Below are 15,000 nucleotides of genomic sequence, written 5' to 3' on the forward strand. Positions count from 1 at the left end.
GAAAATTAATGTAAACAATGGGCGAACATAAAGTCCGCCCCTACAATTTAGAGATACAATGACCACCACCTACTTCCACCTAATGGCAAAACCCAGCAGTTTTCACTGTAATATTCAGTGCGAGTACTGTTTTTATCTGAGCAAGGAACAGACCATTCCGCCAGAAAAATCGCAGTTTATGAACGATGAAACGCTGCAAAACTACATTCGTCATTACATTGAAGCCAACCAAAGCCAACGGGTGGATTTTGTGTGGCAGGGGGGCGAGCCGACCCTGCTGGGCTTAGATTTCTACAAACAAGCGGTCAAATATCAACAAAAATTTGCAAACGGCAAGCAGATCACCAACGCAATCCAAACCAACGGCATTGCCCTAAACCGTCAGTGGGCGAGCTTTTTCAAAGAGAATCATTTTCTGGTGGGCTTATCCATTGACGGACTGAGCGACATTCACGACCGCTACCGCATTTCCACCAACGGTAAACCGACCTTTGAACGGGTGAAAAGTGCGGTCGATTTATTGAAAGAGGTTGGCGTGGAATTTAACACCCTCACGGTGGTGAACGACCGCAACTGGCAACGGGGCAGAGAAACCTATCAAGCCCTCAAAGCCCTCGGTAGCCGTTATATGCAGTTCATTCCGGTGGTGGAAAGCCACAAGGGGGAATTACAACCCTTTTCCGTTCCGCCCCAAGGCTACGGGCAATTTTTAGTGGATGTTTTTCACGAATGGCTGCCTGACCGTGGGCAGATTTTTGTGATCGAGTTTGATAACCTGCTCGGGCAATGGCTTGGCTATCCCTCCAACAACTGTGTATTCCGCCCGACCTGTGGCAGCTCGCTGGTGGTGGAAGCCTGTGGCGATGTGTACAGTTGCGACCATTTCGTCTATCCCGATTACCACATCGGCAACCTCAACCAACAGCAGTTGGCAGAGATCGTCTCATCAGCCGCCCAACGCCAATTCGGGCAGAATAAACAGGCAAAACTCTCGCAAGCCTGCCTAAACTGCAAATTCCGCATACTTTGCCACGGCGGCTGCCCCAAACACCGCATCGTCCCCCAAGCAAACAGCGAAAACCACAACTACCTTTGCCCCTCTTACCAACAGTTTTTTGCCGAGACTTCGAGTGTGATGAGACAAATGAGTGAGCAAATTCGGTTTGCAGGAAAGTAAAGAGAGGTAAATAACACAAAAAAGCGGTTAAATTTCGCTGAAAATTTGCAAAAATTCCCGAAAATTTAACCGCTTGCTGCTTCTTGTAGCTTATAGCTTACCTAACTTTTGTTTGTAATGATAACGGCAAACAGAGAGATATCTATCATTGCCGCCGATTTGTATTTGTTCACCGTCTTTAATGGCTTCGCCTTTTTCATTTAATCGAACGACGAAATGGGCTTTTTTGCCACAATCACAGATGGTTTTGAGTTCTTCCAGCTCATCTGCCCAAGCCAACAAATATTTGCTACCTTCAAATAATTCAGCTTGGAAATCGGTGCGTAGCCCGTAGCAAAGCACCGGAATTTTGAGTTTATCGACCACATCACTTAATTGATAAACCTGTGTTTTAGTTAAAAACTGAGCCTCATCAATCAAGATACAGTGTAACGCTTTGTTTGAGTGTAATGCCTTAATTTCCGCAAATAGATTGGTATCAGCGGTAAATAAATTGGCTTCTTGTGAAATACCGATACGAGAGTTGACTTTCCCCACACCGAAACGGTCATCAATAGCGGCGGTATAAACTAAAGTGTTCATTCCACGTTCTTGGTAATTATAAGAAGATTGAAGCAGAGTAGTAGATTTGCCTGCATTCATTGAGGAGTAGTAAAAATAGAGTTTTGCCATAGCTGTAACAAATAAAAAACGGCTAAAAATTTAGCCGTTTGTGCTGAAAATAGAATTAAACGTTGTCGATTTGACCTAAAAGTGAACGTAAACGATCTTGGAAGTTTTGTTGTTCCACTTTTAATTGTTCATATTCGCTGCGCAAGGTGTCGTTTTCTTGTTTCGCTGCATCGTTTTTACCTTTTAATTCTTCAACTTCTAATTGAAGTAATTGAATAGTTTCAACAGCTTGTTTAATTTTTTCTTCTAATTGGTCTAAAACCGATAATGACATAGTAAATTCCCTCTAAAATAATATAAAAACTTGTAAAGATTATACTCTAAATCTGACTTTATTTTTATAAAAAAGTTTGGCTATTTGTGAATTTTTATTCAAACGCTGATTTTTTAGTAACGTAGCTTGCAGGTTACTGATAAAATATAATCTCTCTTCTTTTAAAGTTTTTCTTTCAAGAAACTAAGGAACAAAAATGAAACGAACTCTTTCTTTTGAATTTTCTCGTGTTACGGAAGCAGCGGCTCTAGCAGCTTACTCTTGGCTAGGCCGTGGGGATAAAAATGCCGCTGATGAAGCTGCGGTGAAAGCAATGCGGTTTATGCTGAACCAAATGGAAATCCGTGGCGAAGTGGTAATTGGTGAGGGCGAAATTGACGAAGCACCGATGCTTTATATTGGCGAGAAAATCGGTCTATCCCGCCTAGAAGATGAGGAAATCAGTATTGCGGTTGACCCGATTGACGGTACTCGTATGACTGCAATGGGGCAGGCAAATGCGTTGTCGGTATTAGCAGCAGGCGGCAAAGAAACCTTTTTAAAAGCCCCTGATATGTATATGGAAAAATTAGTGGTGGGGCAGGAATGCAAAGGAATGATTGATTTAAATCTTCCGCTTGAACAAAATCTTCGCCGTGTCGCCTCGAAAAAGGGCAAATTACTTTCCCAATTAACCATTGCTATTCTTGCTAAGCCTCGCCACGAAAAAATAATTGCCGATGTGCAAAAATTAGGGGTAAGAGTGATTGCGATTCCTGATGGCGATGTTGCGACTGCGGTGCAATGCTGTTTGCCAGAGAGCGAATTGGATCTGCTTTATGGTATCGGCGGAGCACCTGAAGGGGTAGTGGCGGGGGCTGCGGTTCGTGCATTGGGTGGCGATATGCAAGCACGTTTAATTCCTCGCAACCAAGTGAAGGGGAATAGCCCGGAAAATTTAACTGCTACCGAAAAAGAGCTTTCACGCTGTAATGAAATGAATGTGCCGGTGAATACGGTGTTGAAATTAGAAGATTTGGTGCGTGACGACAATATCGTCTTTGTTGCAACCGGCATTACTTCAGGTGAATTGTTAAAAGGGATTAAACGTAGAGGCAATATTGCCAGCACTGAAACCTTACTTATTCGTGGCAAATCTAGAACCATTCGTAAAATTCAATCCGACCATTATGTCGATCGTAAAGATAACGAACTCCTTTCTTTATTGGATTTATAGCTTTTCTCTGATAAATCGGGCTTTTAGCCCGATTTTTTGTCTTCCCAAAGTAATCAAAATCACTACATTGTCACGCTTACTCTTGTTTGTGAGTATTAATTGCACATAAATTAAAGCCGAGTGTTTCTGCCACAATACAAATTGTCTGAAATTTCACTTGGCTTGGGTCTTTAAATAAGCGTTTTAGGGTAGAGCTTGAAATGCCGGTTTGCATTTCAAGGGTGGTTAATTCTATGCCTAATAGTTTCCTCTGAGCATTAAGCTGCGTGCCAAAATGTGGCAAATCTTCAATTTTATTTTTTTCAAACAATTTCTGCTCGTCTTGCTCTTGTTTGAGTGCCTGTTTTCGTAACTGATTTAGTTGGTTTATCTGATTTTGTAGTTCGCTTGATAGTTTCATTTTATTTTTGAGCTAAAAGTAGATTATTTATGTATTTATAGGTTAAATATAACCTGTTTAGATATGTAAAGGTTATATTTAATCTTAATCTGTTTTGTTTTTGCAATCAAGATCTCAAATATAATCTTTCATCTGTTTTGGTTAGGCTGAATTTATGCTGCGTTTGTGCTAAAATAAGGCAGGTTTCGATATAGATATAATAAAAAGGAGAAATAATGGATCTCGCTTATTTGGCTAAAATGCCACAAGAAGAATTTACCGCACGCCGTGAGCGTGTGCTTGAGCAAATGCAGGATAATTCTGCGTTATTGGTTTTTACCGAATCGGAAAAACGCCGTAATAGTGACTCTGAATACTTGTTTAGACCTGATAGTTACTTTTGGTATTTAACCGGTTTGGCAGAACCTAAATCAGCCGTATTGCTGGTAAAAAGCGAAGGTAAAACGGAAAGTATTATTTTTGTGCGTAAAAAAGACCCTTTAATGGAAACCTGGAATGGCAGACGTTTAGGGATTGAGGAAGCTCCAAAAACGTTACAGCTTAACGCAGCTTTTGATATTGATGACATTGAAACCGTTCTTGCAAAAAAATTAGAAAATCTGACCGCTTGTTATTGTGCGTTAGGGATACAAGAGTGGGGCGATAATATTTTGTTTGCAACATTTGAAAAAATGAAAGTCAATCGGCAAAAAGTGCCGACAACCTTGATTGATTGGCAGCCAATGTTATCGGAAATGCGGTTGATTAAATCAGAATTTGAAATTGCCTTAATTCAGCAGGCGTGTCATATTTCTTCAATGGCACATATTCGAGCGATGAAACAAGCTCGCCCGAATCGTTATGAGTGGGAAATTGAGGGGGAAATTCAACACGAATTTAGCCGTTTTGGAGCAAGGTTTCCGGCATATAATTCAATCGTTGCCGGCGGTGAGAATGCCTGTATTCTTCACTACAATGAAAATGATCAGGTGCTTAAAGGCGGCGATTTATTACTGATTGATGCAGGGGCGGAATTTGCGTATTACGCCGGCGATATTACCCGAACCTTCCCTATTAATGGGAAATTCTCCGAACCGCAAAAAGAGCTGTACGAATTAACCTTAACTATGCAAAAAGAGGCGATTAATCTTCTTGTGCCAAACAGCTCGATTAAAGCGGCAAACGATAAGGCTGTACAGATTCTCACGCAGGGCTTGGTTCGCTTAGGAATTTTAAACGGTGATGTGGAAAGCCTGATTGAGCAAAAAGCCTATCGCCAATTTTATATGCACGGATTAGGGCATTGGCTAGGGCTAGATGTTCACGATGTGGGGGATTACGGCACGGAGCGGGATCGTCCTTTGCAGATTGGTATGGTGTTAACTGTTGAACCCGGTATCTATATTCCTAAAGATGCGGATGTACCGGAGCAATATAAAGGTATTGGGATTCGGATTGAAGATAATTTGCTGATTACCGAATACGGCAACAAAAACTTAAGCAGCGGTTGCCCTAAAGAAATTGCGGATGTTGAGCAGTTGATGCAATCGTTAAATTAATTCGCAAATTTTTGTAAAAAAATGACCGCTTGCTTTGATATCCTAAAGAAATTGCGGATGTTGAGCAGTTGATGCAATCGTTAAATTAATTCGCAAATTTTTGTAAAAAAATGACCGCTTGCTTTGATATTTTGGGGAATTTAGCTTAAGCTAACCCGACACAAACACAGTGTTTGGGCAATCACAACACGAAGGAGTGTTTATATGTATTTTGAAATTTACAAAGATGCAAAAGAAGAATTTCGTTGGCGTTTAAAAGCGGGTAACCACGAAGTTATTGCAACCAGCCAAGCCTATACGACTAAGCAAGGTTGTCAAAAAGGCATTGAAGCAGTTAAAAAAGTTACACCTGAAACAGAAGTAAAAGATTTAACCAAAGCTGAAGCATAATCTATAAAGCCCTGATATTATTTCAGGGCTTTGTTATTTATGCAAATATAATGCTTAATTATTCAATTTAAGGCTTGCGGATTTTTCTAAAAAAGATAATATGCGTTTATATTATAAAGAGGAAATATATGCAAAACACAGAACTCGCATTAGCTCAATGGTTTAGGCAATCTACACCTTATGTTAATATGCACAGAGGCAAAACCTTTGTGATTATGCTTGATGGCGATGTTATCGAAAGCCCGAATTTTGTCAATATTATCAATGAAATCAGTCTCCTGCACAGCCTGAATATCAAATTAGTGATTGTATTTGGGGCAAGACCGCAAATTAACCAATTGTTAAAACAAAATCATATTGAGCCGGAGTATTACCACAATATCCGTGTGACTAATCCACAATCGCTAGAATATGTGAAACAAGCGGTAGGGAAAGTTCATTATGATTTCTTTGCCCGCCTTTCTTTGCGTTTACCCCATTCTGAAGTGATTAATGTAGTCAGTGGTAATATGATTTTAGCTCAGCCGATTGGCGTGGTGGATGGGGTAGATTATGCACTAAGCGGTAAAATCCGTCGTATTAATATTGAGAGCATTAAGCAGCAACTGGCACAAAATTCGATTGTATTACTTGGTCCGATTGCCCCGTCTGTTACCGGTGAAATGTTTAATCTGCCGTTTGAAGATATTGCCACACAGGTTGCAATTAAACTTCGTGCCGATAAATTAATCGGTTTTTGTGAAGAGCAGGGGATTTTAGATGAAAACGGCAAGCCAATTCCAGATTATCTTCCGCAAGATGGCGAAACCTTGTTACAGCAGTTAATCGAGCGTGGCGAATATCACACCCCGAAAGCTCGGTTTTTGCAGGCGGCGATCACGGTATGCCGAGAGGGAGTGAAACGCTCGCATTTATTAAGCTATAAAGAAGATGGTTCATTGCTTCAAGAGTTATTCTCTCGTGATGGTATTGGCACACAGTTCTCAATGGAAAGCTCGGAACAGGTACGTATTGCTAATTCCAGTGATATTCCGGGATTATTGGATTTAATCCGCCCACTTGAACAGCAGGGCATTTTAGTCAAACGCTCTCGAGAACAATTAGAAATGGAAATCACAAACTACACCATTATTGAGCGTGATGGTGTGGTGATTGCTTGTGCGGCACTTAACCCGTATCCGGAAGAAAAAATGGCGGAAATGGCGTGTGTGGCGGTTCACCCTGATTATCGTGATTCCTCAAGAGGGGATATTCTACTGGAAAATATTCAAAAACGGGCAGTGCAACTGGGAATGGAGAAACTCTTTGTGCTGACTACAAGAACCACACAATGGTTCCAAGAGCGAGGATTTAGGCTGGCAGATGCCCAAGATTTACCTCGCTATAAACGGGAAAATTACAATTATCAACGTCGTTCTAAAGTATTAATTTTACCACTTTGGTAAAATATTCAATGTTTTTGACCGCTTGTTACCAAGAGAACTATAAAAGGAGAGCTATGAAAAAACATCAACCCATCAAAGGGGCTATGGCAATTATTACCGCAGGTGTATTATTTGCCTGTATCAATACCTTAATTCCCAAATTAACGTCCATTTCACCAATTGATTCGAGTGTGATTGCACTGGTGCAATATTTAGTCGCCTTTATTTTCCTCGTACCCAGTATGAATAATATCGGTTTCTTCTCTTCATTAAAAACCGAGCATTTTGGGCAACACTGTTTTCGGATTTTTCTATCTGCGATTGGTATTCAATGTTGGACAATGGCACTCGCTAACCAATTACCTATTTGGCAGGGCATAGCGTTATTGATGACTTCGCCATTGTTTGTGACCATCGGCTCCGGTCTGTTTTTAAAAGAGAAAGTGGATAAAAAGCGTTGGATTGCAACTGCAATGGGGTTTGTTGGGGCAATGATTATTCTAGAGCCTTGGAGCGATTATTTTGAAATGATTGCACTGTTGCCGATTGCTGCTGCTTTTTTCTGGGCAGGTTATTCGCTAATGGTGAAAAAACTCTCTCGCTACGATAGCCCAACTACGATGGTCGCTTATCTGTTTATTCTAATTACGCCTTTTAATTTGTTGATTGCACTCACGAACCTTAGCCCTAGTGGGTTTAGTCTGCCTTCTTGGAGCGATTTCGGCTTTTTAATCTTACTCGGTTTCTTTACGGCGTTAGCACAACTGGCGGTAGCCAAAGCCTACAGTGTAGCAGATGCTTCCTACATTCAGCCGTTTGATTTTATTAAATTGCCGCTGAATGTATTAGCCGGTTGGCTTGTATTTAACTGGGTGCCACCGGGTAAATTATGGCTAGGGGCAGCGATTATTATCGCTGCGACCATTTATATTACTCACGCTGAAACTAAACAGAGTAATTAGCAACAAATTCACGTTACATAAAAAATCCCTTTATCTTTAAGATAAAGGGATTTGCAAATTTTAAGCTAAAATTGACCGCTTACAGAGCGTTCTTATCACCACGAGATAGGCTAATCACGCCGGAGCGAACAATCTCTACAATCGTTGTTTCTTCTTTAACTGCCTCAATAAATGCATTGAGCTTCTCGGTAGAACCGGATAATTGAATGGTGTAAAGTTTCGGTGTTAAATCTACGATTTGCCCACGGTAAATATCTACCATACGTTTCAGTTCATCACGAGATGAACCTGTAGCTCGCACTTTTACCAATAACACTTCACGCTCAACGTGTTCATAAGCACTTAAGTTACTCACTTTAAACACATCAATGAGTTTGTGTAGTTGCTTTTCGATTTGTTCTAACACCTGTTCTTCGCCTTGCGCGACAATTGTCATACGGGAAAGGCTTGGATCATCAGTAGGGGCAACGGTCAAGCTTTCAATGTTAAAACCACGCTGCGAGAAAAGGGCAACTACACGAGATAATGCACCTGATTCATTTTCTAATAATACGGCTAATGTTCTACGCATCTGTTCTCTCCGTTTTACTTAACATCATTTCATTCATTGCTCCTCCACGCACTTGCATTGGGTAAACATGTTCCGTTTCATCGACCAATACATCAACAAATACAAGCTTATCTTTAATTGAGAATGCCTCAGTTAATTTTGCCTCCAATTCAGAAGGGTGGTCGATTTGAATCCCAACGTGGCCATAAGCCTCTGCTAATTTAGCAAAGTTAGGTAGAGAATTCATATACACCTGTGAATGGCGGCCAGAGTAAATAATATCTTGCCACTGTTTCACCATACCTAAGAAACGGTTATTTAAGCTGACAATCACAATCGGTGTGTCGTATTGCTTTGCGGTGGAAAGTTCCTGGATATTCATTTGGATACTACCATCACCGGTTACACAAACAACAGTGGCATCAGGGTGGGCAAATTTTACCCCCATCGCAGCAGGTAAGCCAAAGCCCATTGTGCCTGCACCGCCTGAATTAATCCAACGACGTGGTTTATCGAACCCATAATGCAATGCAGCAAACATTTGATGTTGTCCAACATCTGAGGCAACATAAGCCTCCCCATTGGTCAACTTGTGGATCATTCTAATCACTTGTTGTGGCTTAATCACATCACTGTTTTCTTCAAAGGCTAAGCAATTACGAGCTTTCCAAGCATCAATTTGTTGCCACCAAGCGGTTAAATCTACCTGATTTTTTGCAAGATTTTCCTCACCTAATAAAGATAAAAATTCTTCCATTACATTCTTAGCACTGCCTACAATTGGAATATAAGCTTGTACTGTTTTGGAAATTGAGGCTGGATCAATATCCACGTGGATCACTTTTGCATTCGGGCAATATTTTGCTAAGTTATTTGTTGTACGATCATCAAAACGTACCCCAATACCTAAAATCAAATCACTTTCGTGCATTGCATTATTTGCCTCAAAAGTGCCGTGCATGCCTAACATACCTAAATATTGCTTATCAGAGGCAGGATAAGCACCTAATCCCATTAATGAACAGGTTACAGGTAGATTTAGCTTTTGTGCAAACTCTGTAATTTCTGGCGAACACTCTGCACTAATTACACCACCGCCTACATAAAGCACTGGACGTTTTGCTACTAATAGTGCTTTTAATGCTTTTTTAATTTGCCCTTTATGCCCTTGAACTGTTGGGTTATAAGAACGCATTGATACTTCTTGCGGATATTCATAGGGATATTTATTTAATGGATTGACTACATCTTTAGGAATATCAATAACTACCGGGCCTGGTCGACCGGTTGATGCAATATAAAAGGCTTTTTTGATAATTTCAGGAATTTCTTCTGTATTTTTTACTAAGAAACTGTGTTTTACAACCGGACGAGAAATGCCGATCATATCACTTTCTTGGAATGCATCTGTCCCAATTAAACTTGATGGAACTTGACCCGACAGTATTACTAACGGAACAGAGTCGGTATAAGCAGTTAAAATACCAGTAATTGTATTCGTTGCTCCCGGACCTGAAGTCACTAGCACACAGCCGACTTTACCTGTTGAACGGGCATAGCCATCAGCCATATGTACAGCACCTTGCTCGTGTCGAACTAAAACGTGATTCAATCCAAGTGTATGAATTGCATCATAAATATCGAGTACAGAGCCACCCGGATAGCCGAAAACGTATTCTACGCCTTCATCCTTTAAGGACTGTACAATCATTTCTGCACCAGAAAGTTTTTTCATTGAATCCTCCAACAAAATAGCATTTTCTTCTCTAAGATGGTTGGATTTTGCAGTAAAATTTTATTGATGTCTAGTTCTTATTATGGGATCAAATGCTAGATTTGCTAGATTTATATTCTTTTTTATCTTAAAAAGTTGGGATTTTATAAAAATAAATCTATATATTTGTATGTTTTTGATTTTTAAATCTATATTTTACACTTTTGCTGAAATTTAAAACTTTTTTGACGATAACAGGAATCAGGAAAATAAAAAACCATCAAACAATGGTTTTTTATAAAAAGATTGTAAAAAAATCGATAAATTTAACCGCTTACAATGGCTAATTTTCATCGTTTAAAACTATTTTTTCGTTTGCTTCGGTTGTTATTTTAGCTATTGCATTACGATAGGTAATTTCTAATGTTTCTCGGCTAGTAGCCATAACACCTTGGTCAATCAAGAAACCATCTGTAACATCGTATACCCAACCGTGTAGCGAGAGGGATTTACCCTGTTCCCAAGCGGTTTTAATAATAGAGGACTGACCTAAATTATAAACTTGTTCTGCAACATTTAATCGGGTCAAGACATTTGATCGATCTTCATAGGGAAGTTTGCCTAGTAAATGGCTGTGTTTAAACCAGATATCACGAATATGTAACAACCAGTTATTAATTAAACCAAGTTCTTTTTGTGCAATTGCCGCATTGATACCACCACAATTAGTGTGACCACAGATAATAATATGCTCAATTTCTAATACATCTACCGCATATTGAACAACCGACAGACAATTAAGATCAGTGTGAATCACCATATTTGCTACATTTCGATGAACAAATAATTCTCCGGGGCCTAACCCTGTGAGTTTTTCAGCAGGCACACGACTATCGGAACAGCCAATCCATAAATAGGTTGGCTTTTGATGTTCCGCTAATTCTTTAAAATAATCCGATTGTTCATCTTTCATCTTAGTTGCCCAGGCGTGGTTATTGGCAAATAAGCGTTCAATTTTTTCCATAAATTCTCCTTTTTAACACTAATCTTGATTATATGATTAAATTGAAAAGTCGGGTAGGTAAAAAATAAAAATGCCCTTAGTTTTAAGGGCATTTGGTTTCATTTGGGAGGGAATTATTGCGTTGCTTGAATCGCAGTTAACGCAATAGTATAAACGATGTCGTCAACTAAAGCCCCACGGGACAAGTCATTTACAGGTTTACGCATACCTTGTAACATTGGGCCGATAGAGACTAAATCTGCCGAACGTTGTACCGCTTTATAGGTGGTATTACCAGTATTTAAATCCGGGAAGACAAATACAGTTGCTTTACCTGCTACAGGTGAATTTGGTGCTTTTGAGCGGGCAACATCTTCCATAATCGCCGCATCATATTGTAATGGGCCATCAATGATTAAATCTGGACGTTTTTCTTGGGCAATACGAGTTGCTTCTTTCACTTTTTCTACATCCGCACCTGAACCTGATGTACCGGTAGAGTAGGAGATCATTGCAACACGAGGGTCAATACCAAAGGCTTTGGCAGATTCTGCTGATTGAATCGCAATTTCCGCTAGCTGTTCTGCAGTTGGGTCAGGGTTTACCGCACAGTCACCATATACCAATACTTGATCAGGTAGTAGCATAAAGAAGATAGAAGATACAATAGAGCTTCCCGGTGCAGTTTTAATGATCTGCATGGGTGGGCGAATAGTGTTAGCGGTTGTGTGAACTGCGCCTGAGACTAAACCGTCCACTTCATTAGCTTCAAGCATCATTGTACCCAATACAACTGTATCTAAAAGTTGCTCACGAGCAACAACTTCAGTCATTCCTTTTGCTTTACGCAATTCAACTAAGCGATCAACATAATTTTCACGAATGCTCGCAGGGTCAATAATCGTTACGCCCTTACCTAATACCACGCCTTGTGCTTCAGCAACACGTTGTACGTCTGTTGGGTTAGCTAATAACACACATTCTGCAATGCCACGCTCAGCACATAATGCAGCCGCTTTCACAGTACGAGGCTCATCTCCTTCAGGTAAAACAATGCGTTTTTTCGCTTGACGGGCATATTCGGTTAATTGGTAACGGAATGCTGCAGGTGATAAACGTCTTGCACGAGTAGCGGCTTTAGAAACCTCATCAATGAAACCTACATTAAATTTGCTTGCCATATATTCTTTAATTGCAGCAATACGCTCTTTATCATCTACAGGCACTTCTAAGCTGAAGCTTTGTAGGCTTAATGCGGTTTGCCAAGTGTTACCTTCAATACGGAATACAGGCACACCGGTTTCAAATGCTTGTTGGCAAAGTTTTGCAATTGAGCTATCAATTTTATAACCACCGGTTAGTAAAATAGCACCAATTTCGATGCCATTCATTACCGCCAACGATGCAGCAACTAACACTTCAGGACGATCCGCAGAGGTAACTAATAAACTACCGGCTTTAAAATGATCGACCATATTTGGTAAGTTACGTGCACAGAATGTCACACCGCGAATCCGACGAGCCTTTATTTCGCCTTCATTAATAATTGAAGCGCCTAAATGTTTTGCAACATCAATTGCTCGTGTAGCAATAAGTTCTGCTTTCCAGCTAATACAGCCTAACAGCTTAATTGGACTTTTAGCAAAAAGATGCTCGACTTCTGAAACATTATTATTTGAGTGCTGAAATGAATCAAAAATTTCAGTCAAATCTGGACGGGTTCTACCTGAATCATCTACTGGTGCATTGAATTTATTGATAATAACGCCCAGTAAATTTGGGTTGTTACGTCCACCAAATTGTGAAGCGGCAGCTTCAACTCGCTCTTTTAATTGAGCTGGTGTATCTGAGGCCGGTGCTGCAACTAATACAATTTCAGCATCAAGGGCTTGAGCCATTTCATAGTTAATGCTGTTAGCGTATGAGTTTTTACGCGTTGGAATTAAACCTTCAACAATGACAATTTCATTATTTTTTGATAATTTTTGGTGGCGTTCCACCACTTTTTCTAACAATACATCCGTTTGGTTTTGACCGATTAATGTTTCAGCTTCGCTTAACATAAACGGCTCACCAACCTCTGTTGTTTGTTCTGCTCTGATAATCGTTGTTGAGCGGTCTAACGTATCTTCACCGCTGATAGGTTGAGAAATCGGTTTTAAAAATCCTACTTTAGAACCTTTTTGCTCCAAAGCATGTACTAAACCTAAGCTAACACTGGTTAAACCAACACCAGTTGAAATAGGGATAAGAATGATCGTTCTAGACATAATATTTCCAAATTAAAAGAAAGTGAAAGGGCAGAATATCTGCCCCCTATGATTATAATGCTAATTTAGCGGTATCTTGTGCAATCACGAGTTCTTCATTAGTTGGGATAACAACAGCTTTAAATGTTGACTCGTCCGCTGTAATGACTCCATCTTTACCAAAACGGGCAGCAAGGTTACGCTCTTGATCTAACTTAATGCCAAATAATTTTAAGTGATTTAAGGTTAATTCACGTACTAAGCCTGAATTTTCACCGATACCACCTGTAAATGCGATAGCATCTAAGTGGTCATCGCCTAAAATTGCCATATATGAACCAATATATTTAGCTAAACGATAGCTATATACATCTAAAGCACGTTTTGCTTCCGGTTTTGATACGTCATTGTAATTATCTTCCGCATAACGACAGTCACTAGTTACGCCAGTTAAACCTAAAAGACCAGATTTTTTTACTAGAGTAGTATCAATTTCGTCCATTGACATACCTAAGTTATTGTATAAGAAAGAGATAATCGCAGGGTCTAAGTCACCAGAGCGAGTACCCATTACTAAACCTTCTAATGGAGTTAAACCCATTGAGGTATCAATACATTTACCATTGCGTACAACAGAAACAGAACCACCGTTACCTAAGTGGCAAATAATGGCATTGGTTTGCTCAACAGACTTACCTGCTAATTCTGCAACTTGTGAGGTGATATAGAAGTGGCTTGTGCCATGGAAACCGTAGCGACGAATACCATTTTCTTTATAGAATGTATATGGAAGTGCATATAAGAATGCGTGTTCCGGCATTGTCTGATGGAATGCAGTGTCAAATACAGCTACGTTTTTGTCTTTTAATTCAGGGAAAATGCGGAATGCTTCTTTAATACCAATTAAATGCGCAGGGTTGTGTAATGGTGCAAATTGCGTTGCATCTTCAATACCTTTAATCACTTCATCGGTAATTACAACTGATGAGGTGAATTTTTCACCGCCATGAACAATACGATGACCAATCGCGCCGATACCTGCTTTTAATTCGTCAGATAACAATTTTTCAGCAATAAAGGTAAGTGCTTCACTATGTGTGGCACCTGCACCTAAATCAGCATTACCTTTCTCCCCGTTTAACTTCCACTTGATACGTGCATCTTCTAAATGAAAAGCTTCAGCAAGTCCAGATAATTTTTCATCACCTGTTTTAGGATCTAAAATAGCAAATTTAAGAGATGAACTACCGCAGTTAAGGATTAAGATTAAGTTTTTAGACATGGTCAAATTACCTTATTTTATGAAATGAGTTTGAAGAAAATACTATTTTTATTGGTGTATTTAAGGTGTAAAGGATACACCTTTCAGCTCTTAAAATAAATGCTTGAACTCAAAGAAAGATAAAAATGTGTTTAAAATTTGATATAACA

General features: G+C 39.8%; 14 protein-coding genes. 6 read left to right on the forward strand and 8 right to left on the reverse strand.

Translation table 11 applies throughout. The features are described 5' to 3' along the window. Nucleotides 1-58 precede the first annotated feature (58 nt). A complete protein-coding gene (locus EDC41_RS02675) occupies nt 59-1,177 on the forward strand; it encodes an anaerobic sulfatase maturase (protein ID WP_006249015.1) in 1,119 nt (372 codons plus the stop codon). A 90-nt stretch (nt 1,178-1,267) separates the two neighbouring features. On the opposite strand, the gene EDC41_RS02680 is transcribed toward EDC41_RS02675, so the two are convergent. Beyond that, nucleotides 1,268-1,849 carry a thymidine kinase gene (locus EDC41_RS02680; RefSeq protein ID WP_006249014.1) on the reverse strand — a complete coding sequence of 194 codons (582 nt, stop codon included), beginning with the start codon at nt 1,847-1,849 and terminating at the stop codon, nt 1,268-1,270. A gap of 55 nt (nt 1,850-1,904) precedes the next feature. Continuing rightward, the gene (gene zapB, locus EDC41_RS02685) at nt 1,905-2,123 is read right to left on the reverse strand and encodes a cell division protein ZapB (protein WP_006249013.1); all 219 of its coding nucleotides are present in this window, start codon (nt 2,121-2,123) and stop codon (nt 1,905-1,907) included. Nucleotides 2,124-2,319: 196 nt separating this feature from the next. Between zapB and glpX the strand changes: the two genes are divergently transcribed. Beyond that, complete coding sequence (gene glpX, locus EDC41_RS02690) at nt 2,320-3,339, forward strand: class II fructose-bisphosphatase (RefSeq protein ID WP_006252342.1); 1,020 nt, start codon at nt 2,320-2,322, stop codon at nt 3,337-3,339. 76 nt (nt 3,340-3,415) lie between these two features. Here glpX and EDC41_RS02695 read toward each other — a convergent pair whose 3' ends face one another. Continuing rightward, entirely contained in the window at nt 3,416-3,739 is a 324-nt protein-coding gene (locus EDC41_RS02695; RefSeq protein ID WP_006249011.1) for a hypothetical protein, read from the reverse strand. 215 nt (nt 3,740-3,954) lie between these two features. Here EDC41_RS02695 and pepP point away from each other — a divergent pair, with 215 nt between their 5' ends. The 4 genes from pepP to EDC41_RS02715 all read left to right on the forward strand — a co-directional run bounded on the left by pepP (nt 3,955) and on the right by EDC41_RS02715 (nt 8,053). Beyond that, nucleotides 3,955-5,277, forward strand: a complete 1,323-nt coding sequence (gene pepP / locus EDC41_RS02700) for a Xaa-Pro aminopeptidase (protein WP_006249010.1) — start codon at nt 3,955-3,957, stop codon at nt 5,275-5,277. A gap of 204 nt (nt 5,278-5,481) precedes the next feature. Next, a complete protein-coding gene (locus EDC41_RS02705) occupies nt 5,482-5,667 on the forward strand; it encodes a YegP family protein (RefSeq protein ID WP_006252341.1) in 186 nt (61 codons plus the stop codon). A 128-nt stretch (nt 5,668-5,795) separates the two neighbouring features. Continuing rightward, a complete protein-coding gene (argA, locus tag EDC41_RS02710) occupies nt 5,796-7,112 on the forward strand; it encodes an amino-acid N-acetyltransferase (protein WP_006252340.1) in 1,317 nt (438 codons plus the stop codon). Between the two features lie 53 nt (nt 7,113-7,165). Further along, nucleotides 7,166-8,053 carry a DMT family transporter gene (locus EDC41_RS02715; protein WP_006252339.1) on the forward strand — a complete coding sequence of 296 codons (888 nt, stop codon included), beginning with the start codon at nt 7,166-7,168 and terminating at the stop codon, nt 8,051-8,053. A gap of 79 nt (nt 8,054-8,132) precedes the next feature. On the opposite strand, the gene ilvN is transcribed toward EDC41_RS02715, so the two are convergent. The 5 genes from ilvN to EDC41_RS02740 all read right to left on the reverse strand — a co-directional run bounded on the left by ilvN (nt 8,133) and on the right by EDC41_RS02740 (nt 14,851). Then, nucleotides 8,133-8,624 (reverse strand): acetolactate synthase small subunit, encoded by a 492-nt coding sequence (gene ilvN / locus EDC41_RS02720; RefSeq protein WP_006250071.1) that lies wholly within the window; start codon nt 8,622-8,624, stop codon nt 8,133-8,135. Further along, nucleotides 8,617-10,338 (reverse strand): acetolactate synthase 3 large subunit, encoded by a 1,722-nt coding sequence (locus EDC41_RS02725; RefSeq protein WP_006252338.1) that lies wholly within the window; start codon nt 10,336-10,338, stop codon nt 8,617-8,619. The genes ilvN and EDC41_RS02725 overlap by 8 nt, the downstream gene beginning before the upstream one ends. Nucleotides 10,339-10,660: 322 nt before the next feature. Continuing rightward, complete coding sequence (can, locus tag EDC41_RS02730; RefSeq protein ID WP_006252337.1) at nt 10,661-11,341, reverse strand: carbonate dehydratase; 681 nt, start codon at nt 11,339-11,341, stop codon at nt 10,661-10,663. 113 nt (nt 11,342-11,454) lie between these two features. Continuing rightward, nucleotides 11,455-13,590 carry a phosphate acetyltransferase gene (pta, locus tag EDC41_RS02735; RefSeq protein ID WP_006250067.1) on the reverse strand — a complete coding sequence of 712 codons (2,136 nt, stop codon included), beginning with the start codon at nt 13,588-13,590 and terminating at the stop codon, nt 11,455-11,457. 52 nt (nt 13,591-13,642) lie between these two features. Further along, nucleotides 13,643-14,851 carry an acetate kinase gene (locus EDC41_RS02740; RefSeq protein WP_006252336.1) on the reverse strand — a complete coding sequence of 403 codons (1,209 nt, stop codon included), beginning with the start codon at nt 14,849-14,851 and terminating at the stop codon, nt 13,643-13,645. Nucleotides 14,852-15,000: the final 149 nt, after the last annotated feature.

It is taken from the genome of Mannheimia haemolytica (assembly GCF_004342115.1).
Lineage (GTDB): Bacteria > Pseudomonadota > Gammaproteobacteria > Enterobacterales > Pasteurellaceae > Mannheimia > Mannheimia haemolytica.

Excerpts from the sequence above, each read along its gene's own strand:
- EDC41_RS02740 (WP_006252336.1), bottom strand. The coding sequence starts at position 14,851 with ATGTCTAAAAACTTAATCTTAATCCTTAACTGCGGTAGTTCATCTCTT.
- can (WP_006252337.1), bottom strand. The coding sequence starts at position 11,341 with ATGGAAAAAATTGAACGCTTATTTGCCAATAACCACGCCTGGGCAACT.
- EDC41_RS02715 (WP_006252339.1), top strand. The coding sequence starts at position 7,166 with ATGAAAAAACATCAACCCATCAAAGGGGCTATGGCAATTATTACCGCA.
- EDC41_RS02725 (WP_006252338.1), bottom strand. The coding sequence starts at position 10,338 with ATGAAAAAACTTTCTGGTGCAGAAATGATTGTACAGTCCTTAAAGGAT.
- glpX (WP_006252342.1), top strand. The coding sequence starts at position 2,320 with ATGAAACGAACTCTTTCTTTTGAATTTTCTCGTGTTACGGAAGCAGCG.
- EDC41_RS02680 (WP_006249014.1), bottom strand. The coding sequence starts at position 1,849 with ATGGCAAAACTCTATTTTTACTACTCCTCAATGAATGCAGGCAAATCT.
- pta (WP_006250067.1), bottom strand. The coding sequence starts at position 13,590 with ATGTCTAGAACGATCATTCTTATCCCTATTTCAACTGGTGTTGGTTTA.
- EDC41_RS02695 (WP_006249011.1), bottom strand. The coding sequence starts at position 3,739 with ATGAAACTATCAAGCGAACTACAAAATCAGATAAACCAACTAAATCAG.
- ilvN (WP_006250071.1), bottom strand. The coding sequence starts at position 8,624 with ATGCGTAGAACATTAGCCGTATTATTAGAAAATGAATCAGGTGCATTA.
- EDC41_RS02675 (WP_006249015.1), top strand. The coding sequence starts at position 59 with ATGACCACCACCTACTTCCACCTAATGGCAAAACCCAGCAGTTTTCAC.
- pepP (WP_006249010.1), top strand. The coding sequence starts at position 3,955 with ATGGATCTCGCTTATTTGGCTAAAATGCCACAAGAAGAATTTACCGCA.
- EDC41_RS02705 (WP_006252341.1), top strand. The coding sequence starts at position 5,482 with ATGTATTTTGAAATTTACAAAGATGCAAAAGAAGAATTTCGTTGGCGT.
- argA (WP_006252340.1), top strand. The coding sequence starts at position 5,796 with ATGCAAAACACAGAACTCGCATTAGCTCAATGGTTTAGGCAATCTACA.
- zapB (WP_006249013.1), bottom strand. The coding sequence starts at position 2,123 with ATGTCATTATCGGTTTTAGACCAATTAGAAGAAAAAATTAAACAAGCT.